Genomic DNA, 26,272 nt, shown 5'->3' with positions numbered 1-26,272 from the left:
AGCGGGCTTGCTCGCGAAAGCGGTGGGTCAGTTATTGATGGACTGACTGACACCCTGCATTCGCGAGCAAGCCCGCTCCCACATGTTGGGTTGCGGTGATCTTTAGCCCGCGGTGAAGCGCTGCAAAAACTCCACATGCTGCCGATGCGCCGTCTCCTGCACCACCGGCACCAAGCGCACCTTCTCCCCTGGCAAGCACTGCGCCAGCCGCGCCAGCGCCAACGGCGTCAACGCGCCCAATCGCGGATAGCCACCAATGGTCTGCCGGTCATTGAGCAACACAATCGGCTGCCCATCCGGCGGCACCTGGATGGCCCCCAGCGGAATGCCCTCAGAGATCAACGAGGGCCCCTGATACTGCAACGGCGTGCCCAGCAAACGCATGCCCATGCGATCTGCACGGCTGTCGAGGGCCCATTCAGTATTGAACGCATCGAACAAACTCTGCCCGCTGAACTGGCCGATCTGTGCGCCGACTATCACCTCCAGTGGCGCCTTGGCTGGCAAATCAGGCGCACTCAGTACTTTCATCGCCCCGCCCACACCGGAATAAGCCAACCGCCCGCCTACGGCCAACGCCTTGCCGAAACCGTCCACCCCGCCCAACTCTTCACGTACCACCGTGGCGCAACTGCCGAGCACAGCCGGCGCATCAAAACCGCCCGGTGCCGCCAGATAAGCGCGCGCACCGTTGAACGGCTGGGTAAAGCGCAAACGCTGACCCTTTTGCAGGATAAAACTGCGCCCGGGGCTGATCGCACGCTCACCGATATACGCGCCCAGATCCGCACCGGCCAACGCCAGCAAGCAATACTCCTCGGCTTGCACGGTAAACCCGCCCAAGGTGATTTCCACCACTGGCCTATCCAGGGCATTACCCAGCAGCCAATTGGCCCAGGTCATCGACACCCAATCCAGCGCGCCACCCTGGGTCACGCCCAGGTGCCGCACGCCAAAACGGCCGGTGTCCTGCAACAGGCACAGCGGCGTGCTGGCCTCGATCAACAAGCGGCTCATGCCTGCGCCTCCAACGGCGTGTCATCGCCACCCAGGTTGATGAATTCGGCGTGGCCGACGGCTTCGAAGCGCACCGTATCGCCGGGCTGCATCAGGCTGTAGCCGTCGCGGTCGCGGTCGAACAGCTTGGCCGGGGTGCGGCCGATCAGGTTCCAGCCACCGGGGGATACCATCGGGTAGGCGGCAGTTTGCCGTTCGGCAATGCCGACGCTGCCGGCAGCCACGCGTTTACGTGGGGTGTTCAGCCGTGGCGTGGCAAGGATCTCGTCCACCAACCCCATAAAGGCGAAACCGGGAGCAAAACCGAGGGCAAACACTTGGTATTCGTGGGCACTGTGGCGACGGATTACATCGTCTACCGCCAGGCCGCTGCGCTGGCTGAGCAGGTTCAGTTCAGGGCCGACACTCAGGTCGTACCACACCGGCAGCACGTGGCACTGGCCGCTGCCCTGGGCCTGGGGTTGCAGGTCGGTCAGCGCCTGGCCAATCAGTTCCCGTGCCTGGGCCGGGCTCAACGCAGTGAGGTCGTAATGCACCATCAGCGTGGTGTAGGACGGCACCAGATCCACCAGCGCCGCGCCGAACCCCTCGCGCAGACGCTGGGTGGCGGCGAGCATCCACGGCATATTGGCTTCGGCAATCACATCGAACAGACGCACCATCAGGCAATCAATCGCCACCACTTCAATGCGTGGCTTCATGCTGGCTTCAACGCCTCGCGAATGCGCTGCACCGCGGCGACCGAGCTGGCGTTATCGCCGTGCACGCACAGGGTATTGGCCTGCAACACCAGGGCGCTGCCGTCGCTGGCGGTCAAGGCTTCGCCACGGGAAATAGTCAGGGCTTGCTGCACGATGATGTCGGAGTCGTGGTGCACGGCGCCCGGCAACTGGCGGGAAACCAGGTGCCCCTTGTGGTCGTAGGCACGGTCGGCGAAGGCTTCGAACCACAGGATCACGCCGTATTCGTCGCCCAACGCCTGGGCGGCGCTGTTGTCGCGGGTGGCCAGCAGCATCAGCGGCAAGTCGCCATAGGCAGCCACGGCCTGGATCACCGCACGCAATTGCGCCGGGTTGGCCATCATGTCGTTGTACATCGCACCATGGGGTTTGACGTAGCTGACCCGCCCGCCTTGCGCCCGGCAGATGCCGTCGAGGGCACCAATCTGGTAGTGCAACAGGTCCTGGATTTCATCGGCGGTATAAGCCATTGAGCGCCGACCGAACCCTTGCAGGTCCTGGTACGCCGGGTGCGCCCCTACTTGCACGCCGTGCTTGAGGGCCAGGCTGACGGTCTTGCGCATGATGCTCGGGTCACCGGCATGGAAGCCGCAGGCCACGTTGGCACAATCAATGAACGGCATGACCTCGGCGTCCAGACCCATGGTCCAGTTGCCAAAGCTTTCGCCGATGTCGCAATTCAGTAGCAGACGGCTCACGGTGGGTGCTCCTGTAGGCTTTATAGTTTTTGTAGTGTGGGATTTTTTACGCAAAACGCGCAACTTGTCCTCACACCCCAACGACGCTTATCGTGGAATAGCTCGATTTTTGGCGTTTGCCCGGTGCGGCGTCCAACTAATAAAAACCGATCCATGCATAAGAAAAGTTGATCCCATGAATTTGAAGTTCCTCGAAACCTTCGTCTGGGTGGCCAAGCTCAAGAGCTTTCGCCTGACGGCCGAGAAGCTGTTCACCACCCAGGCCTCGATTTCCAGCCGTATCGCCGTGCTCGAAAGCGAACTGGGCGTGAAGCTGTTTCTGCGCGATTCGCGCGGCGTGAGCCTGACCCCGGACGGCTTGAAGGTGCTCGATTACGCCGAGCAGATGATGGTGACCATGCAGGGCCTGAAGCAGTCCCTGGAAACCACCAGCAGCAAGGTCGGGCGGATTCGGATCGGCGCGATGGACACGGTCATCCACACCTGGCTGAGCCCGCTGGTCGCTGAATTGATGGACCACTTTCCCCTGGTGGAAATCGAATTAGTCGCCGATACCGCGCTTAACCTCAGCGATCAGCTGCAAAAAGGCTTCCTAGACCTGATCCTGCAAACCGACTTGCTGCGCCTCGAAACGGTGCGCAGCCTGGAACTGGCCAGCCATCCCATGGCCTGGATCGTCGCCAGCCACTCCCTCTACAACCGCGACTACGCCTCCCTCGCCGAACTGGCCCAGGAGCGCATCATCACCTACTCGAAAAACTCCCACCCGCACCAGGACGTACTGAGCCTGATGCAGGCCAACGGCGTCGCCGCCCCACGCATGAACTGTGTGAATTCGGTATCGGCCATCACCCGCTTGCTGCGCGATGGTTTCGGGATTGGCGCATTGCCGCCGGTGCTGGTCAGCGAGGAATTGGCACGCGGGGAATTGGTGATGTTGCCGATGGCGCAGAAGCTGCCGAACTTGCAGGTCGTGGTGTCGTGGCGTGTCGGGGTGGAGCTGGTGGAGGAGATTGTCGGGCTGTGCCAGAAGGTCGTGGCGCGGTATGCCGAGGAGGTGGGTGAACAGCACATGGTGCTGACGAAACCGGATTAAAACTGTGGGAGCTGGCTTGCCTGCGATAGCGGTGTATCAGTGGCAGATGTGCAAGCTGACCCACCGCTATTGCAGGCAAGCCAGCTCCCACATTGACCGAGCCGGTCTTTAGAGGCCTTTGAGGTCACGCTCTTCAATCGGCCGGCTCTGGCGCAGGCGCTTGCCGCCCAACACCACCCAGTCGATCAAGCGGAACAGGCACTCGATGCCGAACGACAACAACATCGCCCCGCCCAGGCCCCAGCCCATGGCTTCCGGCGTCAGCAGGATCTGGTAGCTGTAGCCGTTCCAGGTTTCCAGGCGAATGGCCGGGTCGGCGGCCACCGCCACTTGCAGGGCGCGGATGTACCACGGCCCTTGCATGGCCTGGAATTGCTTGTCCAACGCCACCTGGCGATCGAGCAAGGTGCCCAGGCTGTTGGCATCGCTCTGGAACACCGGGTCATCACTGGCGCGGTAATGCGCCACCAGCGCCTTCAAGTCACCATTGAAGAACTGCCGTGCGGTGCTTTCAAACCCGCTGAGGCCGGTCTGGGCCTCGATCAGGTGGGCCTCGACGCGTTTGGCATAGTCGTTGATAAACCCCGGCACCTGCACGCCGACCAACAAGCCAATCGCAAACAGCACCAACCGCAGATAACTCAGCAACATGGTCGATATCCTTACTCGGTGATGCCCTGGCTGACGCATTCACCGCGTCGCCACAGGCTCCATTGGCCCGGTTCGTAGCGGGTCCAGTTTTCATTGTCGGTCAACGGCTCGGTAGCGATCACCGTCACCACATCATTTGGTGTAGTTTCGGCCTGAAAATCGACGATCACGTCGACATCTTTCAAACGCGCCGGGCCAAAGGGTGCGCGCCGGGTAATCTGCGCCAATTTGGTGGAGCAGTAGCAAAACAGCCAGTCACCGTCGCTGAGCAGGCAGTTGAACACGCCTTTGCTGCGGTATTCGGCGCAGGCGGCGATCAAATCCGGCAGCACTTGTTCGATGTCCACCGGTTCCGGGAAGGCTTCGCGCACACGGTTGAGCAGGTCACAGAAGGCCGCTTCGCTGTCGGTGTCGCCTACCGGGCGGTAGAACGTGGCGCGGGGGTTGAAGTCCGCCAGTTGGCCGTTATGGGCGAAGCACCAATTGCGGCCCCACAGCTCGCGCACGAACGGGTGGGTATTGGCCAGGCTCACCTTGCCCACATTGGCCTGGCGGATATGGCCAATTACCACTTCACTTTTGATCGGGTAACGCTGCACCAGCAGCGCCACTTCCGACTCGCTGCTGGCGGCCGGGTCCTGGAACAGACGCAGGCCACGGCCTTCGTAAAAGGCGATGCCCCAACCGTCGCGGTGGGGGCCGGTACGCCCGCCCCGCTGCATCAGCCCGGTAAAGCTGAACACGATATCGGTGGGGACGTTGGCACTCATGCCCAATAATTCACACATGCCAGGGCTCTCGCTGCAGGGCGTACAACGTTAAAGGCGCGGTTCGACCCGCATACCGCCGACCGGCGCCGGGCGGCGGTAGGGCTCGTCGTCTTCGTCCACGGGCTCGGCGGCCAGCGCCGCATCGGCAGCGGCCTTGCGCTCACGGCGGGCGTTGGCGGCGCGCTCGATGGGCCAGCGGATCAACACAAAGACGATATACACGCCCAACGCGATCATCGTGTACATGAACAGGTCGGAGATGGCGCGCCAGGCGTTATTACCGACATGCAGCACCAGGTCCAGGGCGCTAATCGCCACCGCCGGTGCGAACTGGGTCTTGACCGGGTCGACGATGGTCGGGCTGAACAGCAGCACCGCCATCAGCAATTGCAGCGGCTCGCGCAGCCAGCGCCAGATCCAGCGGGTCATGCGCCACCATACCAACAGGCAGCCCAAAGCGGCGAAGGCGTAAAGGCCCCAAGCGGTCAGATAGTCGTTCTCGGTCATGGTGTCCATGGCAAGGTAGGCAAACAGGCGGCTATGATAACGGCTTTTGCGTGTCTCGGCTGCAATGCCTGCCACCATCCGCCAGACAGAGAGTAGTCCATGCCTTCATCGCCCCACATCACTGCCGCCCCGATTGCTCGCAAGGCCGAAGGCCAGGACCCGTACGCCTGGCTGCAAGCGCGTGACACGGCTGAAGTCCTCGATTACCTCAAAGCCGAAAACGCCTGGCAGGAAGCGCAGCTCGCCGACCAGGCAGACCTGCGCGAAAGCCTGTTCGAAGAGATCAAGGGGCGCATTCTCGAAACCGACTTGTCCCTGCCCTCGCCGTGGGGGCCGTACCTGTATTACACGCGCACCACTGCGGGTGACGAATATGCCCGCCACTACCGTTGCCGCCGCCCGGCGGATGACAGCAATGCGGTGGACGAAAACAGCGAAGAACTGCTGCTCGACCCCAACGTGCTGGCCAATGGCGGCTTTTTCTCCCTCGGCGCGTTCAGCATCAGCCCCGACCACCAGCGCCTGGCCTACAGCCTCGACACCAGCGGTGAAGAGATTTACACCCTGTACGTGAAGGAACTGGCCACCGGCAAAGTCAGCGAACTGGAGTTTGAAGACTGCGACGGCAGCATGACGTGGGCTAATGACAGCCTGACCCTGTTCTTCGGCGAGCTGGACGACACCCACCGCCCGCACAAACTGTATCGCTACCGCCTGGACGGAACGGCGGCGCAGGAAGTGTTCCACGAGCCTGACGGACGCTTCTTCCTGCATTGCTACCGCTCCAGCTCCGAGCGCCAGTTGCTGCTGGCCCTGGGCAGCAAGACCACCAGCGAAATCTGGGCCCTCGACGCCGACCAGCCGCACCTGGACTTCACCTGCCTGGCACCACGGGTCGAGGACCATGAATACGATGTCGACCACGGCATGCGCGACGGCGAATGGACCTGGTTTATCCGCAGCAACCGCGACGGCATCAACTACGCGCTGTTCGTCGCCGCCGACACCGGCGGTGTGCCGACCGAAGACCAATGGCAAAACCTGATCCCCCACAGCGATGACGTGATGCTCGATGGCGTGACCCTCAACGCCAGCGCCATGACCTTGAGCCTGCGCATCGGCGGCCTGCCGGTGATCGAAGTGCACCCACAGGGCCTGCCTACCTATCGGGTGGAATTGCCTGACGCCGCCTACAGCCTTTATGTACAGAACAGCCTGGAATTCCCGAGCGACAAGATCCGCCTGCGTTATGAAGCCCTGAACCGCCCGGCCCAGGTGCGTCAGCTTGAATTGGCGACAGGCGCGCAAGTCGTACTCAAGGAAACCCCGGTGCTTGGCGTGTTCAACGCCGACGACTACGTCAGCCAGCGTCTGTGGGCCACGTCGGCCGATGGCACCCAGGTGCCGATCAGCCTGGTGGTCAAGCGCGACCAACTGGGCCAGCCGACGCCGCTGTACCTGTACGGCTACGGCGCCTACGGGCAAAGCCTCGACCCGTGGTTCTCGCATGCACGCCTGAGCCTGCTGGACCGGGGCGTGGCGTTTGCCATCGCGCATGTACGCGGCGGCGGTGAGCTGGGTGAAGCCTGGTACCGCAACGGCAAGCAGGAACACAAACAAAACACCTTCAGCGACTTTATCGCCTGCGCCGAGCACTTGATCGCCGAGGGGCTGACCACCTCCAAGCAACTGGCTATCAGCGGCGGCAGTGCGGGCGGCCTGTTGATCGGCGCGGTGCTCAATCAGCGCCCGGCGCTGTTCCAGGCGGCCATTGCGGAAGTGCCGTTCGTCGATGTGCTCAACACCATGCTCGACCCGGAACTGCCGCTGACCATCACCGAGTACGACGAGTGGGGCAACCCTGAAGAACCTGAGGTGTATGAACGTATCAAGGCCTACGCGCCTTACGAAAACGTCTGCGCCCAGGCCTATCCGGCCCTGCTCGTGATCGCCGGGTACAACGACAGCCGCGTGCAGTACTGGGAAGCGGCCAAGTGGGTGGCCAGGTTGCGTGACACCAAGACGGACGACAACCTGCTGCTGCTCAAGACCGAATTGGGCGCCGGCCACGGCGGCATGAGCGGCCGTTACCAGGGATTACGTGACGTAGCGCTCGAATATGCATTTGTGTTCAAGGCGCTGGGGTTGATTTAGGAACTTAGCGCGGCGGTCCTGTCTGAACACAGGACCGCCTACTCGATTGATGGATCAAGATTAGTCATGCCCCAACCCACATTACTCAACAATGAAATCCGCGACATGCTTATGGACTGCGGCCTGTTCGACCCCTTGTTGCCGGAAGATTTTCACGTGGCGGCGGGCTACTTCAATATCAGCAGCATTGCCCAGGGCGAGGTGATCTTCCTTGAAGGCGATGCCGGCACCTTTATGTGCATCCTCCACAGTGGGCAGGTGGCCGTGCAGAAAACCAACCACGAAGGCCAGCGCCTCACCATCGCCACCCTGCGCAGTGGCCGGGCGTTTGGCGAGATGGCGGTGCTGGATGGCGAACGGCGTTCTGCCAGTTGCATCGCGGCAAGTGACAGCGTGTTGCTGAACCTGGGCAAGGATTCCCTGGAAAAAATGCTCAACGAAGCCCCCAGGGTGGCGGCCAAGATCATCCGCGCGATTGCCATTGCCTTGTCCAAGCGCCTGCGCATGGCCGACGGGCAATTACTGTCTCAACAGTTTTAACCGCCAGGGGTCTTTGGCTTGCTGTCGTTTTGCAGCAGGCCAGGCACCGTCTGATCTTTTGGCGGTGTCGGTAAAACGATCGGCACCAACGCAGGTGAACCGTTCGCCGTAGCTTTGGGCGCGACAGGCGGGGTGACTTGCGGATACAGCGTCGGCGTTGGCGTGCCCGGCGCACCGGGGGTTGGCGCGGGTGCGACCGGCACGGTTTGCACCTCTTGCGCCTGCGCCGCGCCCAAGGTGAGCGCGCTCAACACAATGACCGTTAGAATGCTGCACTTCATCGATGGCTCCATGGCCTGACCGGAATATCGTAAGGCTACTCCCAACCGCGCAAGAATGCCCTTCCCAATGAGATTTCCATGAAACGTTTCGTTCTGCTGGACACCACTCCGATCCCCGACAACGGCGGTGCCTTGTGCCTGTTCGAATACGGCGAGGATTTTGTCATCAAGATCCAGGGCGGCGATGGCGGCCAGTTGATGAACACGCGCATGCACGGTTCCGAAGACGCGCTGGCGGAAATCCCCTGCCGTAAAGTCGCCGGGCGCCCGGGTTCGCGGGTGTTGATCGGCGGGTTAGGCATGGGTTTTACCCTGGCCTCGGCCCTCAAGCACTTGGGCAAGACCGCCGAAGTGGTCGTCGCCGAGTTGGTGCCCGGCGTAGTGGAATGGAACCGTGGGCCGCTGGGCGAAAAATCCGGCCGCCCGCTGCTCGACCCGCGCACGGTGATTCGCATGGAAGACGTGGCCAACGTGCTGCAGGCCGAGCCTCAGGGTTTTGACGCAATCATGCTCGACGTCGACAACGGCCCCGAAGGCCTCACGCAAAAAGCCAACAGCTGGCTCTACTCCGCCGGTGGCCTGGCTGCGTGCGCAAAGGCCCTGCGCCCCAAAGGCGTGCTCGCCGTATGGTCCGCCAGCGCCGACAAGCTGTTCAGCGACAAACTGCGCAAAGCCGGTTTCAAGGCCGAGGAAGTGCAGGTGTTTGCCCATGGCAACAAGGGCACCCGGCATACCATCTGGATTGCCGAAAAGCTCAAGGGCTGAGCCGCGATTCCCCTGTGGGAGCTGGCTTGCCTGCGATGGCTTCAACTCGGTACGCCGGATACACCGAGGTGACAGCATTGCAGGCAAGCCAGCTCCCACATTTTGGGTCCCCGTCAGTTATGGGCTTTGCGGTAATCAATCAAGTACGGCACTTTTTTATCGAAGGTCTTTTCCAGCTCACGTTGGTCAAGCGTGGTCATGCCGCCCAATTGATGGGCGGTAAAACCGCTGTCACCGACCTGTGAGCCCGGTGCCAGGCTGACCATGCGCTTGGCCACGGCTTCAATTGCGTCCTTGTAGCCGCCCTTCTTGTTCAGGTTGAAAGCGCTCAAATCAATTTGCGTGCGCAGCCAGTTGCCCCAGTAAAACTCCAGGAATTCCGGTGCGATCGCGCCATCGTCCGGCTTGCCGTAGGCGGCCTTGCGCGTGAAATACACCAGGCTGCGGAAAGTGTCGTCCTGCAAGCTCTTGAAGCCCAAGTGCGCCGGCAACTTTTCAGGTGGCAGGGTGCGGCCCTGGTTGTCCTTGAGCCAGACTTTGCGGGCAGCCTCCATGCGTTGCCAGAACGTGGCCAGGTCAGGGCTGTTGCTGAAATCGTCGGTCACCTTGACCCACATTTTCAACTGAGGGCCACCGCCGGGCACTTCCCACAAGGTGGTGAAGCTGTGGTGACCGTCGGTCAGGTACAGCTGGCCTGCGGGGCCGACCACCACGGTTTTCATGTCCTCGGGGTGAGTGCCCACAGGGTCCTTGCAGGTGAAGCTCGCCGGTTGGTGCAAGTCGGCCTTTTTGGGTACGTTGTCGGCGGCGCCCTGCCCGTTGGTTTCACAGTATTCGTCGAACACCTTGGCGGGCTTGTCGGCGAACAGCCCCAGGCTGTAGTCAATCTGGTCGAACCCCACCACGGCCTGAGTCGGGTGCAGTTGTTCAAGGGACACCTCGATCACCTGGCCGGGCTTGGGCGTGGAGAACGCGTGGGCTTGAGCCGTCAAGGCGCAGAGCAGGAGTGCAACGGTCCATGTGTGCAGACGCATAGGTTTCAGATCCGAATGAAGGGTGTGAGCCGATACTACAAACGATTGCCGCTGCCAGGCTGTACCGTTGCTGAAAAAGCCAGCGGTGTTTTACAGCGCGAGGGGCTAGAATCCATGTTATCCGTGACCCACCAAATAGCCAGGAGCCATGATGAGCTCGACCAACCCGCCCTCCCACACCGCCAAGCTGGACCGCATCCTCGCCGATGCCCAGCGCGACCGGGAAATGGGCTACCGCGACAAAGCCTTGAAAATGTACCCGCACGTGTGCGGCCGCTGCGCCCGTGAATTCGCCGGCAAGCGCTTGAGCGAGCTGACCGTGCACCACCGCAACCACAATCATGATGACAACCCCCAGGACGGCTCCAACTGGGAGCTGTTGTGCCTGTACTGCCACGATAACGAACACTCGCGTTACACCGACCAGCAGTATTTCGGCGAAGGCTCCACCAGCAGCCCGACCATTGCCAAGGCCACGCACAACCCATTTGCGGCGTTGGCGGGGTTGATGAAAAAAGATAGCTGAAAGCTTCAAGCTGCGAGCCTCAAGAAAAAGCCGCTCTGCTTTTAACTTGCAGCTCGTAGCTTGCCGCTATAATGCTGCCTTTTCAAAGGCACTCCCGTGGGCAATAAACGCTACAGCTGCATCGGTCTGTATAACCCCAAATCCCCCGAAAACGTCGGTTCGGTGATGCGCGCCGCCGGTTGCTACGGCGTGGCCTCGGTGTTCTACACCGGCGTGCGTTACGAGCGCGCCCGGGACTTCATCACCGACACAAAGAAGGTCCACCACGATATTCCGTTGATCGGCATCGACGACCTGAAAAAAATCCTGCCGCTGGGCTGTATTCCGGTGGCTGTAGAACTGGTCGAGGGCGCCCGCCCACTGCCGGAATACACTCACCCCGACCGCGCGCTGTATATCTTCGGCCCCGAAGACGGCTCCCTCGACAAAGAGATCCGCGACTGGTGTGAAGACGTGGTGTACATCCCGACCACCGGCTGCATGAACCTCGCCGCCACCGTCAATGTGGTGCTCTACGACCGACTGGCCAAGGGCAACAACACCCGCTCGGGCCCAAAATACTGATTTTTCGGGAACATCCGGCGTCTGCAAACAGTCAGCTACTAACACTTGCCCTTGTTGGAGACAGATCATGAGCGACAGCAAAATCCTGCGACCTATCATCGAACACGCGCCTTTTGACACCCAGCCCACCCAAAATGTGCACGGTTGGGAACGCATCGGTTCGGTAGCCGGCGGCGTAATGATGGTCGGCAAAGGCCTGCGCCGTGGCGGGATCTTCGGCCTGATTCAGGTAGCGATCGGGGGTGTGGCGCTGGTGCGCGGCGTCACCGGGCACAGCTCGCTCAAAGACAAGCTGGAGCAGGGCCGCCAGGAAATGAACAGCGTGCGCACGAAGATCGAGCGGGCCGGGCAAGAGTTGAAAAACCTGAAGACCAAGGCGGAAGTGGCGGCTGAGAAGGCCACTAAAACGGCCGACTAGTACACCTCTGCGATCAGTTGGAGATCCAAATGTGGGAGCGGGCTTGCTCGCGAAAGCGGTGTATCAGTCAGTACATCTTTAACTGACAGACCGTATTCGCGAGCAAGCCCGCTCCCACATTTTTGATGGGTGTATGGCTTAAGCTCAGCGCAGTAGCTTGGTGTCCAGCACCACTGACGACTCGCCGATCACACTCTCCGCCAGCTGCACAAACTCCGCGGTGGTGGTGCTGTTCGCACGCATCACCGCCTGCGCCAGGTCATCCAGCGAACGTTTGTTGTGGGTTTTCACCCGAATCTCGCGATCCAACTCCTGCAACACCACCACCGCCCGCGCCACGGTTGCCGCACTGACGTGCTCGCCCCGTAGCGTGGTGACGTCTTTGCCTTCCTTGCTCAATCGCGCCTGGATCGCGGCGTAGCGCTCATCGGTGATGCCGCCGGCACGCCGCACCAGTTCAATGGCGTAATACTCCCCCAAGCCTTCGCCGATCCAGTCACTGCTGTGGTGGTCGTTGAAGCGGCCGATGGCTTGCACCACTTCGCGAATCAACGGGCTACTGCCATTTTCACTCACCAGCGGCGTGCGGCTGCTGAGGTAGATCGAGTCGCGGGACGAAAACACGCCACGGCGCATCGGGTCGCTGGCGCCCACCACCAGCAGTTTGGCCGGGTGGCGCGGGAACGCAGCGTCAACCTGGGGCCAGACAAAGGTCAGCAACGTCAACACATCCATGCGCCGCATGGCCTGGCCCTTGGGCGAGGCGACGGTGACTTCGGTCTCCCCCAGGCGCACGCGGCGGCTGCCCAGCGTGCCGGCGAGCATCCAGCCCGTAGGCCGGTCGAACAACCGGGAAACGTTGTCGATACGGAATTTGTTCTTGCCAATACGCGGCCAGGGCGTCTCGATGCTTTTCCAGCCTGCCGGCAACTCGAATATCAAGCGCGAGACCAGCTCCACGCCGTCCTGCTGGTCGAGCCGCGCCGTCGGCACCAGGTCTTCACCCCGAAACAGCGCCCAACTCGGCGTCATCCGCGCTTCATACATTCCCGGTTTGCGAGCGTGAGTGAGACGTACACGGTAGGTCAGGCTGGCTTTGTCGGCGCTGGGTTGCCACAGGCCACGGTGCCCGCTGACGCGCCATTGGCCATCGGCCTTGAAGTCGCTGTAGTCGCCGTCGTGGCCCAGGTCGAAGTCAAGACTGCGCACCGCCGAGCCCTGGGACAGGCTCACGCGTACTTCGGCCTGATCGCTCTGGGGCAGCAGTTTGACGTGATAGTCGAGGTCGACTTTCTTCGCGCACCACGCGGGCAGGCTCAGCGCCAGCAACACGAAAGAGGCCGCCAGCTTGGTTGCCACCGTCATACACACTCCTTTTTCAGCCTGCGCGAAAGATCAGGTGATCCTCCCAGTCGTCTTCGGGCACGCTGCCTTCGGCGAGCATTCGGCCGGACTGGGAAATGCGTTCGTGGTGCACGGCATCACGGTCGCCGCAAACCAGGTGGTGCCACAGCGGCAGGTCTTTGCGTTCGCTGACCAAGCGGTAGCCGCAGGTCGGCGGCAGCCATTTGAACTGATCGGCCTGGCCCGGCGTGAGCTGGATGCAATCAGGCACCGAGGCGCGGCGGTTGGGGTAGTCGGTGCACTGGCAGGTGTTCAGGTCCAGCAGCTTGCAGGCGATGCGCGTGTAATAGACGCTGTTGTCGTCCTCATCCTCAAGCTTTTGCAGGCAGCACAGGCCACAGCCGTCGCACAACGACTCCCACTCCTCCTGGTCGAGGTGTTCAAGGGTTTTGCGTATCCAGAAAGGTTCGACTTTGGCGGCCATGGCTCTACATCAGTATCGGTCGGTGAAAAGGCCGCCAGTCTAGTGCCCAAGGCCCTTGGGGCCAAGCGCTTACGACTGCCGGTATGACAAGACTTGTCAGGCTTGGGGCGGCGCAGTAGCTTTGAGCCCCGGTTTTTCATCAGGATCTGTCCATGAGCAATAACCCACGCGTTGCCGATTACCCGATCCACACCCAGTTTACCGAGCGCTGGTCGCCCCGCGCCTTTACCGGCGAGAGCATCCCGCAGGAGACCCTGCTGAGTTTCTTCGAAGCCGCACGTTGGGCGCCGTCGGCCTACAACTCGCAGCCATGGCGTTTTCTCTACGCGCGCCGTGACACGCCGAACTGGGAACGCTTCCTGGGACTGCTCAATGAATTCAACCGTGGCTGGGCGCAACACGCGTCGGCGCTGGTGATCATCGCCTCCAAAACCGACTTCACCGCCCCCGGCGCCACCGAAGAAACCCCGGCGCTGTGGCACACCTTCGACACCGGCTCGGCCTGGGGCCACCTGGCGCTGCAAGCCAGCCTCAGCGGCTGGCATACCCATGGGATGGCCGGCTTCGATCAGGCGTTGACCCGCAAAGAGCTGAAGATTCCAGAAGGGTATGCGCTGCACGCGGCGGTGGCCGTCGGCAAGCTGGGCGACAAATCGAGCTTGCCTGAATACCTGCAAGGCCGTGAAGCGCCAAGCCCGCGTAGGCCGCTGAGCGAGCTGGTGTCGGAAGGTGACTTCAGCCTGTAAGCCTTGCCGATATCCCTGTGGGAGCGGGCTTGCCCGCGATAGCGATGGGTCAGTCACTGCATGGCAGGCTGATACACCGTCATCGCGAGCAAGCCCGCTCGCACATTTTGATTTGTGGTGATTTTAATAACCGCGCTCGAAATCCACTTCGCCGCGCAATGCTTCCTTGGCCTGATAAGCCAGCAGGTTCTGCACAAACAACTCCACCATCATCAGCGGCGAGGTCGGCGCCGAGCTGTGGCCAGTCAACAGCAGGCCCCAGGCGGTCCAGAACGGATGGCGTTGCGGCAGGGGTTCCTGGCGGCAGACGTCGATCACCGCACCAGCCAAGTGCCCTTCTTTCAAGGCTTCGACCAGATCGGCATCGACCACGGCCACGCCACGCCCGACATTGATAAACACCCCGGTCGGTTTGAATTGCTTGAACAGCGCAGCGTCGTACAGGTCATGGGTATTGGGCGTATTGGGCAGCAGGTTGATCACGTAGTCCACCTCCCCCACCAATCGGCCCAATTGATCCAGCGCGGCGACTTCGATAAACGGCGCCTGCTCACGCGCGGTGCTGGCGATGCCGTAGAGCTTGACGCCAAACGGCAGCAGAAAATCGGCAACACGCTGGCCAATATCGCCGGTGCCGACGATCAGCGCCTTGCGTCCCGCCAGGCTCTGGCCCAGGCGGTTGTCCCACTTGCGCTCGACCTGGCTGACCAACCGCGCGAGCACTTCCCGCTCGTGGCCGAGCATATAAGTGAGCACAAACTCGGCCATGACCTGGCCAAAGATACCGACCGCACGGGTCAGGCGGTAGTCGCGCGGCAAACCTTCGGCCAGCAGCGGCGTGACACCGGCCCAGGTCGATTGCAGCCACTGCGGCTGATGACCCTGGCGCAACAGGGTAGCAAGCAAATCCGGCTGGCCGAGCCATACCGGGCAATCGGCGGCCAGGCGCGACAGTTCGGCCGAGTCGCCGCTGGTCAGCACCTCGACGTCCGGTGCCGCTTCACTGAGCAATTGGGCGTAGAGCGGGTAATCCTGTTCAGCAATCAGAACACGCATGGTTCAAACCTTTCAAAAACACTGCAGACGGCCGCCCGCATCCATACGGCCACCACCCACTTATACGTTTGCGTTGAAGACGGTGCCCTGGACAGGGCACTGACTGATCACATCGGGTCGTTGCGGCGCAGCAGCTCTTCGGGCAAGTGTTCGATGTACTCGTCCTCGGCCGGTGGCATTTGCAGGTGGTAGCCCTGCTTGTCGAGGTTTTCCAGGACCACGGTGATGTCCTCGCGGGACAGCTTGCGCTCCGGCGTCAGCACCATTTCGAACGCGAGATGGGCCTTGCCGAAGGCTTCCATCAACGGTTCCGGCACACGCTCCAGCGCATCGCTTTTCAGCACGTAGAGGTACATCCCGTCTTTTTTCAAGCTGCGATAGATGGAGCAAATACGTTTCAAGGCTGTTCTCCGGCAGTGGCCAGGCTGTCGAGCAGCGCCTGGCCCATCAACTCGCGGCGCCAGCCACGCAGCGAGTCTGGCAATTTATAAGGCCCATCGGGGTAGCCACTTTTGACCAGGGCTTCGAGGGTTTTCTTGCGCAGCATCAGTTCCGGCGCCATGTCCAGGCGTTCGGCTTCGGCCTGGCCCAGGGCGCGCAGTTGCTTGATCAGCGTGGCGGCGTCCACCGGCAGCGGTTCAGCCACAGCGGGCGGCCATTGGTCCATGGACACACTGCCGGCACGCTTGATCAGGTCCAGCAGGAACTGGCCATCCTGACGCACGGTGCGCGGGTGCATGTCTTCGATTTTGCCCAGTGCGGCGAGGTTATCCGGCTGGGTTTTGGCCAGGGGCCACAACGAGTGTTCACGAATGATGCGGTTGCGCGGCAGGTCACGGGCACGGGCTTGCTGCTCGCGCCAGGCGCACAGTTCGCGCAGCACGGCGAGCTGGGCACGGGACAGCTTCCACGCCAGCTTGGCGTCGCGATACACCTCGTACGGGTCGACTTCACGGCGCAGGTTCGCTACCAGTTCGGCGCCGTCGTCCAGGACCCACGCATATTTGTCGTCTGACAGTCGCGGGCGAAGTCTGGTGTAGACCTCGGCCAGGTGCACCGCGTCTTCGGCGGCGTAGCTCACTTGCGTCTCGGACAATGGCCGCTGCAGCCAGTCCGAGCGGGTTTCACCCTTGGGCAGTTCGATATCCAGCACGGCTTGCACGAGGCGCGAGTAGCCCATGGAGAAGCCGAGGTTCAGGTACGCCGCCGCCAACTGCGTGTCGAACAACGGCACCGGCAGGCTGCCGGTCAGGCGCAACAACACTTCCAGGTCTTCGCTGCACGCGTGTACCACTTTGATCACCGCCGGGTTCTCCAGCAAGGCGGCCAAGGGTTGCCAGTTGTCGATGGTCAGGGGGTCGATCAGGTAAGCACGGATGCCATCGCCGATCTGGATCAGCCCGGCAATGGGATAAAAGGTGTCGACCCGCATGAATTCGGTGTCGAGGGCGACGAATGGCAACTGCTGCCATTCGGCGCAATGCTGGCCGAGGCTATCGTTGTCGCAGATCCAGTGAATATCGATGGCCACACGGCTCTCCCTTGAAGAATGGCGCGCAGTATATATCGCGAAAGGGACTTGCGAGCATCCGCAGTGCACACGCCATCATGAAAACCCCTACAAGAGGCGAAGAATAGTCCGACAGGAGGGAGTTAGCCTCTCTTACGCAGAACGTAAACGCGCCACAGCTTGGAGCCCGGCAGGAATTCCTGATGATTGAGGACTTTAAAACCCGCCATGCGGAACTCATCCTCCACCGGTGTACGAGCGTTTACCGAGACGATCACCGTGTCACGGCTGACTCGGTGAAATTCGCGCAACAACGCCAATCGCACGTCACTGCTGGGTACATGGCGAAACAATTCAAGGCAGAAAATGCAGTCCACCGCATTCGCCGACAGGCCGATGGAAAACGCTGAGCCCTGGAACGTTTTGACACGCTTGAGCAACGCCGCCGGGTGATGCGTGCGTGCGTGGTCGAGCATGTCCTGGGAGTTGTCCGAGGCCAGGATTACCCGGTTGATGTGTTCGGCCAATACGGGCCAGAACCGTCCCGAGCCACAGGCCAGATCAAGGATCAGCCCCGGCTCGCCCGCGACTTTCAACGCCTGGCGCACCAACCGGTCATCGCGCCACGCGGCCAGCCGCTTGAGCAGCGCGGGCGGGCGCGTGTCGCCGCAGACCCTGGCATGCTCGCGGTCGCAGCGTTCGGCGAATTCAATCTCGATAGAAGATGGAGATGGTGACGACATCACGGGCTCATGTGTGTGAAACGGTAGTGAATGACCTTGATTCGTAGCTTAACCAGCACAACGTGAAAAAAAGGTCGAAACCACCGTTGCCTTAAACCCGTCACGCCGAGTGCAGGTACCAACGCCAATCCTGCTCGCCCACTTCCCCCATGAACTGGCGGTATTCGGCGCGTTTTACCGCCAGGTACACACCCAGGAACTCGCTGCCGAACGCATCCCGTGCCCAGCTTGAACCTTCCAGTGCACGCAGCGTGGTGAGCCAGTCGGTGGGCAACCGTTCATTGGCCTGGGCGTAGCCGTTACCTTGCACGGGAGCGCCAGGATCGCGTTGTTCACGGATGCCACGATGGATACCGGCGAGGATCGCGGCAGCCGCCAGGTAAGGGTTGGCGTCGGCGCCGCAGATACGGTGTTCGATATGCCGCGAATTCGCCGGGCCACCGGGTACGCGCAGGCTGACCGTGCGGTTGTCCACGCCCCACGTGGCGGCCAGTGGCGCGTAGCTGTTGGTCTGGAAGCGGCGGTAGGAGTTGGCGTTGGGGCAGAACATCAGTAGCGAATCGAGCAAGGTACTGAGCATGCCGCCCACCGCCTGACGCAGCAACGGTGTGCCATCGGCGGCCTCACTGGCGAACAGGTTATGGCCGTGGGCATCGGCCAGGCTGACGTGCATGTGCATGCCGGTGCCGGCCAGGTCATCGAACGGTTTGGCCATGAAACAGGCCGTCATCCCGTGCTTATGGGCGACGCCCTTGACCAAGCGTTTGTAACGCACGGCTTCGTCCATCGCTTGCAGCGCGTCGGCACGATGCTCCAGGGTTATTTCCACCTGGCCCGGGGCGTATTCGGAAATCGCCGTACGCGCCGGGATACCTTGCAGTTTGCAGGCGCTATAAAGGTCGGCAAGGAACGGCTCGATCTGCTCCAGCTCGCGCAAGCCATACACCTGGGTCGAGCGCGGGCGATTGCCGTCTACATCCCGCGCCGGTTGCGGGCGGCCGTTGCTGTCGGGCTTCTGGTCGAGCAGGTAAAACTCCAGCTCCGCCGCCATCACCGGGTAATAACCGTCGGCTTTCAGGCCGTCGATCACCCTGGCCAACACATGCCGCGGGTCGGCCACGGTAGCGGGCAGGCCTTCGGTGGGGTGCATGCTGACTTGCACCGCCGCCGTCGGGATCAGGCGCCACGGCATGCGCTGCAAACTGCCGCTGACCGGGTAGGCGCGGCAGTCGATATCGCCGACTTCCCACACCAGCCCGGAGTTTTCCACGTCATCGCCATTAATCGTCAGGCCGAGGATAGTGCTGGGTAACGGCCGACCACTTTCGTACACCGCCAGCAGCTCATCGCGGTGCAGCAACTTGCCGCGCGGTACGCCGTTGTTGTCGAGGATAAACAGCTCGAACATCTCGATGTCCGGGTTCTGCTCAAGGAAAGATCGGGCTTCGTGCAGGCTCGCAAAAACACTCATGGGAATTCTCATACGTTTGCGTCAGGCAGGCACACAGGCGCTGCCGGGCAGATGCGCACGGGTGCGCGTCATCCATGTGGCGGATCAACGTAGGAGAAAAGTATCTGGTGGGCGTGCGTGTCGGCAGTGGAACAGGGCCCAGAAAGCCAGCTCGGAAGGTAGCGCCTCGACATCGGCCGGACGGCTCGGCGCAAAGGCGCCAGGCAATGTCGCGGGGTGAGTGTCGGGGGAATCGTCCATGCGCAAATCACAGTGAGCCAGATGCCCGGCAGCGTCACACGCCTGGACAGGCGGTTAAATTCAGGGTTGATGGAGTTTGGTTGCAACCTGGCTAAACATTCCGTAGCTCTTGCTACCTTGTCGCTCAGCTGGAAATAATGATCGCCCCGATCATGCCCCCAAGGATTCGACCGCATGAAAGCTTTTCTAGCCCTGTGCACACTGGCGAGTGTGGCAACCACCGCCCTGGCCGACACCCCCACCTCGCGCCTCGATGACGTGCTGCAGCGCGGCACGCTCACGGTCTGCACCACCGGCGACTACAAGCCCTACTCGTCACTGCGCGCCGATGGCCGTTATGAAGGCATCGACATTGCCATGGCCGAATCCCTGGCCAAGAGCCTGAATGCGAAAATCACCTGGGTGCCCACCACCTGGAAAACCCTGATGCCGGACTTCCTGGCACAGCGCTGCGACATCGCCGTGGGCGGCATTTCCGTGTCCCTTGAGCGCCAGAAAAAAGCCTTCTTCAGCCAGGCCCTTGGCGTCGACGGAAAAATCCCGCTGGTGCGCTGCGCCGATGTGCAGCGTTACCAGACCGTCGAGCAGATCAACCAGCCGCAGGTGCGCGTGATTGAACCGGCGGGCGGCACCAATGAAGTGTTTGCGCGCGCACATCTGGGCCAGGCGCAAATCCGCCTGCACGATAACGTGACGATCTTCGACGAGCTGCTCGCAGGCAAGGCCGACGTGATGATCACCGACGCCAGCGAGGCGCGCTTCCAGCAGAAGCTCAAGCCCGGGCTGTGCGCGGTCAACCCCGAGCGGCAAATGCAGTACAGCGAAAAAGCCTTCCTGCTGCCCCGCGATGATGTGGCATGGAAAAGCTATGTCGACCAATGGCTGCATTTGAGCGTGGCCACCGGGGTGTACGACGGCATCGTCAACCAGTGGCTGGCGGCGCCCTGAGCGGGAGCGACTACGCTGTTGTCACACCAACAATAATGAGGGATGGGGAATGAAGGGACTCTTGCGAATCACCTGGCTGCTGCTGTTGTGTTTCAGCCAGGTGCACGCGGCGACTCAGAATGAGGACGCCCAGGCCGCCAAAGCCTTGCTGGAAAGGGCCTTGGCCTTTTACCAGAGCAATGGCGACAAGGCGTTCGCCGCGTTCAGCCGTCAGGGCGAGTTTGTCGACCATGACCGCTATGTGTTCGTGGTCGATACCCAGGGCGTGTTGCTGGCCAGCGGCGGGCCGTCCTCCGCCTTGATCGGCCGTGATGTGTTCGAGCAACTCGGACCGGATTTGCAAGCCTCGTTCAAACAGGCACTGGCCGTCCCCGAGGGCCAGGGCATCCAACAGGCCGACTACCGCTGGCAGAACTGGAACGATGGCAAGGTTGAGCACAAACACGTGTTCTATCAACGTGTGGGCGAACGCATCCTGGCGGTGGGTTACTACCTGCCACGGGCCACGCCGGAACATGCACGCGCTTTGCGCGACAAGGCGGTAACGGCGCTGGTCAAGGATGAAGCCGGCACGCTCAAGGCGATCAACTCATTGCAGGGTGGGTTCCTGCAGGATGACTTGTATGTGTTTGTGGTCGACCTGAATACCGGGCGCTACGTAGCGCATGGCACGAACGTGCGGCTGGTCAATACCGACTTCGGCAAGATCAAGGACCCCGACGGCAAGCCGGTGGGTGAGCCGATCCTCAAGATAATGGCTGAGCAGGACCAGGGTGAGTACAAGTACCGCTGGAAAAACCCGGTGACCGACAAGGTCGAGAACAAGCACGCTTACCTGCGCAAGGCCGGGCATTTCATGGTGGCGGTCGGGTATTACAGCCCCTGATCTGCATTGAAAGGCGATTGACTGTGGGTGCCGGCAAGCCAGCACCCACCGTTTGATCATGGTTGTATCAGTTACTTGGCTTTGTCTTCGCGGCCGCGCAGCACACGGTTCGGCATGGCAATCGCTGCCGCCAACCCCAACAGCGACACTGCCGCACTCACCATCAACAAATGCCGGAACGTCACTGCCAACTCCCCGCGCAGCGCATCTTGCGCTGGGCCTGGGGCGGCGTTCAGGCCGTCAAGCAGCACATTCCCGGAACTGCCTTCGGCCACCCACGCACCGCTGGCCAAATGCGCAAAACTCGAGTCCTGCAACAACGCCAGCAACAGCGCCGACATGCAGGCCACGCCCACTGCCCCACCCAACGAGCGGAAGAGGTTGGTGGTACTGGTGGCGACGCCGATATCGCGCTGCTCCACCGAATTCTGCGTCCCGACCAACGACGTCGGAAACTGCATACCGGCAGCAATCCCACACAGCAGCATAAACACCGCCGTCAGCCCAACCGCCTGCGGCGCACTGTAGGCCATGCCAAGAATCGCGAAAGGACTCAACAGCGCCCCCGTGAGGATCATCGGTTTATAGCGCCCGGTCACCGAGGTCATCCGCCCGGCGAAATAAGCGCCCATCGGCAACCCCATGGCCAGCGGCAACAGGTGCAATGCGGCACTGTCGGCACCGGAGCCGGTCACCGTCTGATAACGCAAAGGCATCAACACTGTCAGGGAAATCGCCTGGAAGCTGGTGAAGAAAATCGTGCACCAGCACAGCACCGCGCTGCGGTTGGCGAACAGGTGCATCGGCAACAAGGGCTCGCGCGCACGGCGTTCGTGCCAGACAAACACGCTGAGCGCCACCAGGGCACACACCAGCAGCCCCAGCACTTGCTCGTCACGCCAATGATGGCCCTGGCCGATTTCAGTAATGCCCAACAGCAAGGCCGTCAGGCCAATGATCATCAGCACGGTGCCGAGGTAATCGATGACCGGCTTGCGCTGCGGCACCGGCAGCCCCACCAGGGTGCGATGGGCCACGTACCAGGCACCGGCACCCAGCGGCAGGTTGATCAAAAACACCCAGCGCCAGGACAGGTACTCGGTCATATACCCGCCCAGCACCGGCCCGGCCACGCTGGCCACCGCGTACATGCTGCTGAAGTAGCCTTGATAACGCCCGCGCTCACGGGGTGGAATAATGTCGCCGATGATCGCCTGGCTTACCGAGATCATGCCGCCGGCGCCAATGCCCTGGAGAATCCGCGCCAGCACCAGTTGTTCCATGCTCTGCGCCATACCGCAGAACAGTGACGCCAGGGTGAACACGCCCATGCCGATCAGCATCATCGGGCGACGCCCGTACAAATCACCCAGCTTGCCGTAGATCGGCACTGCCACCGTCATCGCCACCATGTAGCCGGAGATCACCCAGGCCAGCAGGTTGACGTCATGAAATTGCGCGGAAATAGCCGGCATGGACACGGCCACAATGGTCTGGTCCAGGGCGCCGAGAAAGATCGCCATCATCAAGGCGGCAAGGACGCTGCGTACGGCGGGAACGGGTTGAGCAGGCTGATTGAGATTGGTCACGGCATAACCTTCGAGCAGGGCCCGCTGGAAAAGGCAGCCAGCGGGAATGCTCGATACGATAGCAGGCTACTCGATAGCTTCGTAAGGAAGCCCGACGTAATTTTCTGCGATGGTTGTGCGACCCGCCTCGGAGCCGATGAAGTACGCGAGCTCACTCTCGGCAATGCGCTGGCTGAACCCGTCTGCCTCCGGGAATTGGTGCAACATCGAGGTCATCCACCAGGAAAACCGTTCGGCCTTCCATACCCGGCGCAGGCAGATCGCCGAGTACTTGTCCAACAGGTCCACCCGCCCCTCGCGATAGACCTTGAGCAAGATCCGAAACAGCGTACTCACGTCGCTGGCCGCCAGGTTCAAGCCCTTGGCCCCGGTGGGCGGCACGATATGCGCGGCGTCCCCCAGCAGGAACAGGCGCCCGTATTGCATCGGCTCCACCACGAAGCTACGCAGCGGCGCGATGCTTTTCTCGATTGATGGCCCGGTGACCAGTTGGGCCGCCAGCGCACTGGGCAAACGGGTTTTCAGCTCATCCCAGAAGCGCTCATCCGACCATTCATCCAGTGGCTCTTCAACCGGCACTTGCAGGTAATACCGGCTGCGGGTCGGCGAGCGCATGCTGCACAGGGCAAAGCCACGCGCATGTTTGGCGTACACCAGCTCGTCATGCACCGGCGGTGTGTCGGCGAGGACGCCCAGCCAACCGAAGGGATAGACGCGCTCGAAGACGTTCAACGATTGCGCCGGAATCGACTGGCGCGCCACACCGTGAAATCCATCACAGCCAGCGATGTAATCGCACTCCAGGCGAAAAGCTTCACCCTGATGCTCGAAGGTCAGCCAGGGTCGATCACTTTTGAGGCCATGGGGCTGCACGTTCTGCGTTTCGTATAGAGTGATGGCACCGGCCGCTTCGCGGGCGGCCATCAGGTCGCGGGTGACTTCGGTCTGGCCGTAGATCATTACCGACTGGCCGCCGGTCAGCGCCTTGAGGTCGATATGGGTAAGCTCGCCATTGAGTGCCAGTTCGAAACCGTCATGCACCAGCCCTTCGGCGTCCATGCGTCGGCTGACGCCCGCCTCGCGCAGCAGGTCGACCATGCCTTGTTCCAGCACCCCGGCACGGATGCGGCCTTGCACGTAGTCGGCGCTCTGGCGCTCTAGAATGAGGGTCTGGATACCCGCGTTGTGCAGTAACTGGCCGAGCAGCAATCCAGAGGGACCGGCTCCAATAATGGCGACTTGGGTTTTTAGCGTTTTCATTATTTTTATGGCTCGCAAGCTTCACCCGAACGGATCAAGTGAAAGAGTTGTCATTGGTCTTGTGGCTGACATTTTTCACTTGAGCGGGCAGCATAAGAAGGTGAAAACTGCGACAAAGCCTGCGCTTTTTGCCAATCGGGGCGATTACCGCACCACTATCCTGAGTATCGGATTGAAACCATGACCAAAACCGCGATTCCGGTCTTCAAGCTTTACGGGGAAAGCCAGCAATGGCCGACACCCGATTTGTTGCACTGCGAAACCATCTCCCGGCGGAGTCGGGAATACCAGTGGGAAATCCAGCCCCACCGGCACGCGGATCTGTGCCAGTTGTTGTACGTACACAAAGGCCAGGCACAACTGGAAATCGAAGGCCAGCGCACCACACTGAGCGAGTCGACCTTGCAGGTGTTGCCGCCCCTGTGTGTGCATGGGTTTCGTTTTTCCGAGGATGTGGAAGGTTACGTAGTGACCCTGGCGGCGCCGCTGGTCAGCCACTTGCAGGCGCAACTGGGTGCAACGGTTGACGGTTTGCAGGCACTGGGCAATTACCCGGCCGGCAAGGACAGCGACTACCTCAACAGCCTGTTCACCCGCCTGCAGAGCGAATACGCCGATGAGCAACCGGCGCGCGACATGATGATGCACGCGCTGGTGAGCGTGCTGCTGGTATGGATCAGCCGCCAGGCTATCCAGCGCCGCCACCCGCGAGCACCGCGTGGCCGTGAATATTTCCGGCGTTTTACCCAGTTGGTCGAACAACACTACCGCGAACACCCGAAGATCGAGGACCTGGCCCACAAGCTGGGCATTTCGGTCTCACACCTGAACGGTACGTGTCGGGAATTGGGCGGGCAGCCGGCGCTGCAGATCATGCATGACCGCCAGCTCCTGGAAGCCAAGCGCCTGCTGACCTACACCAGCATGACGATCAATGAGATGTCGGAGGTGTTGGGGTTCTCCGACCCGACTAACTTCTCACGGCTGTTCCGCCGCCGGGTCGGGTTTTCGCCCAAGGCATTTCGCGAGCAACTGAAGGCCGAGCAGCCTACCTGAGCGCGCTGAAACTGCCGGTGCGCGGAACGCACAGGTCCTGATGGCAGCTGATCGCAAAGGTCGGCTGCATGCGGGTCTGTTCAACCCGGTAGGCCGCCGTGCCATACAGCGCGGTGGCCAAGGCGGACAGGATGAAAATCATCAGGTACTTTCTGATTTTTAGAGTCATGGCACACCTCTGAATGAATCGACTCGGTGCTGTTTAAAGCATAGGTCAGTCAGGGCGAGTTGCCATTATTGGGCGCTATTCAAGATGTTTATGTCGGATCAGAGCCCAATGTCCCACACAGGCTCTTGCGGAAACCTGAGCACCAGAAAATCCAGCAGGCTGCGCAACGCTAACGGCATGTGTTTTCGTGAGGCATAGACCGCGTAAATATGCATTTGCTGCGGCTCGGCCTCGGGCAGCAAACGCACGAGTTCACCCCGGCGGATATAGTCCCCGGCCTGGTAACTGGGGAGCCGCGCCACCCCTGCCCCCGCCAATGTCACCCGCAAAAGCGTACTGGCCTCGTTGGCGCTGATACTGCCCTGCACCGCCACCGACACCGGCTCGCCATGCTCTGTGAAGTGCCAAAGACTCTTGCCGAAGTAAGAGTGGGTCAGGCAATTGTGCCCCGCCAGGTCGCGTACTTGCCGAGGCTGCGGATGCTCCAGCAGGTAACCGGGCGATGCACAGATCACCGAGCGACAGAGTGTCAACTTGCGGGCGATGAGGTTGGGGTCCAGTTCAAAACTGGTGCGGATGGCCAAGTCGATGCGCTCATCCACCAGGTTCACCGTGCGGTCGAGCATCTGCATATCAATACTGACCAACGGGTACAGCTTAACGTACTCAACCACCGCATCCGCCAACTGCGCCTGGCCAAACGAGCTGCTGACACTCAGCCTTAACTGCCCGCGAGGTGCTTCGTCCGACTCACTGACGGCCGCTTGCATATCACTGCACAGCTCCAGCATCTGGCGGCAGCGGGGCAGCATTTCTGCGCCGGCGGCGGTGAGGCTGAGTTTTCGAGTGGTGCGATGCATCAGACGGGCGCCGACCCAATCCTCAAGCTCGGCGAGAAACCGTGACACCACCGGGCGCGATAGGTCCAGATGATCAGCGGCGGCCGACTGGCTCCCCAAGTCGACTACCGTAACAAACACTCGCATTGCCTGGAGACGATCCATTATTT

Annotated in this window: 30 protein-coding genes; 11 read left to right on the top strand and 19 right to left on the bottom strand. The window is 61.5% G+C overall.

The window, feature by feature from the left end; translation table 11 throughout:
- Positions 1-102: 102 nt before the first annotated feature.
- The 3 genes from A7J50_RS08295 to A7J50_RS08285 are packed head-to-tail and all read right to left on the bottom strand — an operon-like array spanning position 103 to position 2,455.
- On the bottom strand, positions 103-1,017 hold the full coding sequence (locus A7J50_RS08295) for a biotin-dependent carboxyltransferase family protein (RefSeq protein ID WP_064451367.1): 915 nt from the start codon (positions 1,015-1,017) through the stop codon (positions 103-105).
- Entirely contained in the window at positions 1,014-1,718 is a 705-nt protein-coding gene (locus tag A7J50_RS08290) for a 5-oxoprolinase subunit B family protein (protein ID WP_064451366.1), read from the bottom strand. Before A7J50_RS08290 ends, A7J50_RS08295 begins: the two co-directional genes overlap by 4 nt.
- Positions 1,715-2,455 carry a 5-oxoprolinase subunit PxpA gene (locus A7J50_RS08285; RefSeq protein WP_064451365.1) on the bottom strand — a complete coding sequence of 247 codons (741 nt, stop codon included), beginning with the start codon at positions 2,453-2,455 and terminating at the stop codon, positions 1,715-1,717. The genes A7J50_RS08290 and A7J50_RS08285 overlap by 4 nt, the downstream gene beginning before the upstream one ends.
- Positions 2,456-2,630: 175 nt before the next feature.
- Here A7J50_RS08285 and A7J50_RS08280 point away from each other — a divergent pair, with 175 nt between their 5' ends.
- A complete protein-coding gene (locus tag A7J50_RS08280; RefSeq protein ID WP_064451364.1) occupies positions 2,631-3,551 on the top strand; it encodes a LysR family transcriptional regulator in 921 nt (306 codons plus the stop codon).
- Between the two features lie 108 nt (positions 3,552-3,659).
- Here the strand turns inward: A7J50_RS08280 and A7J50_RS08275 are convergent, their stop codons facing one another.
- The 3 genes from A7J50_RS08275 to A7J50_RS08265 are packed head-to-tail and all read right to left on the bottom strand — an operon-like array spanning position 3,660 to position 5,557.
- Positions 3,660-4,202 carry a DUF2937 family protein gene (locus A7J50_RS08275; protein WP_064451363.1) on the bottom strand — a complete coding sequence of 181 codons (543 nt, stop codon included), beginning with the start codon at positions 4,200-4,202 and terminating at the stop codon, positions 3,660-3,662.
- Positions 4,203-4,213: 11 nt separating this feature from the next.
- A complete protein-coding gene (locus A7J50_RS08270; RefSeq protein WP_064451362.1) occupies positions 4,214-4,990 on the bottom strand; it encodes a class II glutamine amidotransferase in 777 nt (258 codons plus the stop codon).
- A 30-nt stretch (positions 4,991-5,020) separates the two neighbouring features.
- Complete coding sequence (locus tag A7J50_RS08265) at positions 5,021-5,557, bottom strand: hypothetical protein (protein ID WP_064451361.1); 537 nt, start codon at positions 5,555-5,557, stop codon at positions 5,021-5,023.
- Between the two features lie 21 nt (positions 5,558-5,578).
- On the opposite strand from A7J50_RS08265, the gene A7J50_RS08260 reads away from it, so the two are divergent.
- Both A7J50_RS08260 and A7J50_RS08255 read left to right on the top strand, forming a co-directional pair.
- Positions 5,579-7,633, top strand: coding sequence for a S9 family peptidase (locus A7J50_RS08260; RefSeq protein ID WP_064451360.1), 2,055 nt, complete (start codon positions 5,579-5,581; stop codon positions 7,631-7,633).
- Positions 7,634-7,699: 66 nt separating this feature from the next.
- The gene (locus A7J50_RS08255; protein WP_064451359.1) at positions 7,700-8,173 is read left to right on the top strand and encodes a cyclic nucleotide-binding domain-containing protein; all 474 of its coding nucleotides are present in this window, start codon (positions 7,700-7,702) and stop codon (positions 8,171-8,173) included.
- Here A7J50_RS08255 and A7J50_RS08250 read toward each other — a convergent pair.
- On the bottom strand, positions 8,170-8,454 hold the full coding sequence (locus A7J50_RS08250; protein ID WP_053255010.1) for a hypothetical protein: 285 nt from the start codon (positions 8,452-8,454) through the stop codon (positions 8,170-8,172). The genes A7J50_RS08255 and A7J50_RS08250 overlap by 4 nt on opposite strands.
- Before the next feature lie 78 nt (positions 8,455-8,532).
- On the opposite strand from A7J50_RS08250, the gene A7J50_RS08245 reads away from it, so the two are divergent.
- Complete coding sequence (locus A7J50_RS08245) at positions 8,533-9,219, top strand: spermidine synthase (RefSeq protein ID WP_064451358.1); 687 nt, start codon at positions 8,533-8,535, stop codon at positions 9,217-9,219.
- A gap of 113 nt (positions 9,220-9,332) precedes the next feature.
- On the opposite strand, the gene A7J50_RS08240 is transcribed toward A7J50_RS08245, so the two are convergent.
- Positions 9,333-10,253 carry a ParB/Srx family N-terminal domain-containing protein gene (locus A7J50_RS08240; protein ID WP_064451357.1) on the bottom strand — a complete coding sequence of 307 codons (921 nt, stop codon included), beginning with the start codon at positions 10,251-10,253 and terminating at the stop codon, positions 9,333-9,335.
- A gap of 151 nt (positions 10,254-10,404) precedes the next feature.
- Between A7J50_RS08240 and A7J50_RS08235 the strand changes: the two genes are divergently transcribed.
- The 3 genes from A7J50_RS08235 (at position 10,405) to A7J50_RS08225 (ending at position 11,761) form a co-directional block, all read left to right on the top strand.
- On the top strand, positions 10,405-10,779 hold the full coding sequence (locus A7J50_RS08235) for a YajD family HNH nuclease (protein WP_003172528.1): 375 nt from the start codon (positions 10,405-10,407) through the stop codon (positions 10,777-10,779).
- A gap of 96 nt (positions 10,780-10,875) precedes the next feature.
- A complete protein-coding gene (locus A7J50_RS08230; RefSeq protein WP_003189607.1) occupies positions 10,876-11,343 on the top strand; it encodes an RNA methyltransferase in 468 nt (155 codons plus the stop codon).
- Positions 11,344-11,410: 67 nt separating this feature from the next.
- Positions 11,411-11,761, top strand: coding sequence for a YgaP family membrane protein (locus A7J50_RS08225; protein ID WP_064451356.1), 351 nt, complete (start codon positions 11,411-11,413; stop codon positions 11,759-11,761).
- A gap of 144 nt (positions 11,762-11,905) precedes the next feature.
- On the opposite strand, the gene A7J50_RS08220 is transcribed toward A7J50_RS08225, so the two are convergent.
- Together A7J50_RS08220 and A7J50_RS08215 are read right to left on the bottom strand one after the other, a co-directional pair.
- Positions 11,906-13,126: a hypothetical protein gene (locus A7J50_RS08220; protein WP_064451355.1), complete on the bottom strand. Its 1,221-nt coding sequence runs from the start codon at positions 13,124-13,126 to the stop codon at positions 11,906-11,908.
- 13 nt (positions 13,127-13,139) lie between these two features.
- On the bottom strand, positions 13,140-13,589 hold the full coding sequence (locus A7J50_RS08215) for a YcgN family cysteine cluster protein (RefSeq protein WP_064451354.1): 450 nt from the start codon (positions 13,587-13,589) through the stop codon (positions 13,140-13,142).
- Positions 13,590-13,741: 152 nt separating this feature from the next.
- On the opposite strand from A7J50_RS08215, the gene A7J50_RS08210 reads away from it, so the two are divergent.
- The gene (locus tag A7J50_RS08210) at positions 13,742-14,335 is read left to right on the top strand and encodes a nitroreductase family protein (RefSeq protein ID WP_064451353.1); all 594 of its coding nucleotides are present in this window, start codon (positions 13,742-13,744) and stop codon (positions 14,333-14,335) included.
- Between the two features lie 123 nt (positions 14,336-14,458).
- On the opposite strand, the gene A7J50_RS08205 is transcribed toward A7J50_RS08210, so the two are convergent.
- The 5 genes from A7J50_RS08205 to A7J50_RS08185 all read right to left on the bottom strand — a co-directional run bounded on the left by A7J50_RS08205 (position 14,459) and on the right by A7J50_RS08185 (position 19,115).
- Complete coding sequence (locus A7J50_RS08205) at positions 14,459-15,391, bottom strand: D-2-hydroxyacid dehydrogenase (protein WP_064451352.1); 933 nt, start codon at positions 15,389-15,391, stop codon at positions 14,459-14,461.
- A gap of 107 nt (positions 15,392-15,498) precedes the next feature.
- Positions 15,499-15,792 (bottom strand): YcgL domain-containing protein, encoded by a 294-nt coding sequence (locus A7J50_RS08200; RefSeq protein ID WP_053255002.1) that lies wholly within the window; start codon positions 15,790-15,792, stop codon positions 15,499-15,501.
- A complete protein-coding gene (rnd, locus tag A7J50_RS08195; RefSeq protein WP_064451351.1) occupies positions 15,789-16,922 on the bottom strand; it encodes a ribonuclease D in 1,134 nt (377 codons plus the stop codon). The genes A7J50_RS08200 and rnd overlap by 4 nt, the downstream gene beginning before the upstream one ends.
- Before the next feature lie 122 nt (positions 16,923-17,044).
- Positions 17,045-17,644: a class I SAM-dependent methyltransferase gene (locus A7J50_RS08190; RefSeq protein ID WP_064451350.1), complete on the bottom strand. Its 600-nt coding sequence runs from the start codon at positions 17,642-17,644 to the stop codon at positions 17,045-17,047.
- A 100-nt stretch (positions 17,645-17,744) separates the two neighbouring features.
- Entirely contained in the window at positions 17,745-19,115 is a 1,371-nt protein-coding gene (locus tag A7J50_RS08185) for a glutamine synthetase family protein (RefSeq protein WP_064451349.1), read from the bottom strand.
- A 414-nt stretch (positions 19,116-19,529) separates the two neighbouring features.
- Here A7J50_RS08185 and A7J50_RS08180 point away from each other — a divergent pair, with 414 nt between their 5' ends.
- Both A7J50_RS08180 and A7J50_RS08175 read left to right on the top strand, forming a co-directional pair.
- The gene (locus A7J50_RS08180; protein WP_064451348.1) at positions 19,530-20,303 is read left to right on the top strand and encodes a transporter substrate-binding domain-containing protein; all 774 of its coding nucleotides are present in this window, start codon (positions 19,530-19,532) and stop codon (positions 20,301-20,303) included.
- A 49-nt stretch (positions 20,304-20,352) separates the two neighbouring features.
- Positions 20,353-21,189: a cache domain-containing protein gene (locus tag A7J50_RS08175; protein WP_064451347.1), complete on the top strand. Its 837-nt coding sequence runs from the start codon at positions 20,353-20,355 to the stop codon at positions 21,187-21,189.
- 71 nt (positions 21,190-21,260) lie between these two features.
- Here the strand turns inward: A7J50_RS08175 and A7J50_RS08170 are convergent, their stop codons facing one another.
- Positions 21,261-22,778, bottom strand: a complete 1,518-nt coding sequence (locus A7J50_RS08170; protein WP_064451346.1) for an MDR family MFS transporter — start codon at positions 22,776-22,778, stop codon at positions 21,261-21,263.
- A 66-nt stretch (positions 22,779-22,844) separates the two neighbouring features.
- Entirely contained in the window at positions 22,845-24,038 is a 1,194-nt protein-coding gene (gene pobA, locus A7J50_RS08165; protein WP_064451345.1) for a 4-hydroxybenzoate 3-monooxygenase, read from the bottom strand.
- A 180-nt stretch (positions 24,039-24,218) separates the two neighbouring features.
- On the opposite strand from pobA, the gene A7J50_RS08160 reads away from it, so the two are divergent.
- Positions 24,219-25,094, top strand: coding sequence for a helix-turn-helix domain-containing protein (locus tag A7J50_RS08160; protein ID WP_064451344.1), 876 nt, complete (start codon positions 24,219-24,221; stop codon positions 25,092-25,094).
- Here the strand turns inward: A7J50_RS08160 and A7J50_RS31580 are convergent.
- Positions 25,087-25,263, bottom strand: coding sequence for a hypothetical protein (locus A7J50_RS31580; RefSeq protein WP_167353682.1), 177 nt, complete (start codon positions 25,261-25,263; stop codon positions 25,087-25,089). The genes A7J50_RS08160 and A7J50_RS31580 overlap by 8 nt on opposite strands.
- Before the next feature lie 98 nt (positions 25,264-25,361).
- On the bottom strand, positions 25,362-26,267 hold the full coding sequence (locus A7J50_RS08155) for a LysR family transcriptional regulator (RefSeq protein ID WP_064451343.1): 906 nt from the start codon (positions 26,265-26,267) through the stop codon (positions 25,362-25,364).
- Positions 26,268-26,272 lie beyond the last annotated feature (5 nt).

It is taken from the genome of Pseudomonas antarctica, assembly GCF_001647715.1.
GTDB lineage: Bacteria > Pseudomonadota > Gammaproteobacteria > Pseudomonadales > Pseudomonadaceae > Aquipseudomonas > Aquipseudomonas antarctica_A.
This window is presented reverse-complemented; position numbering and strand designations above follow the sequence as displayed.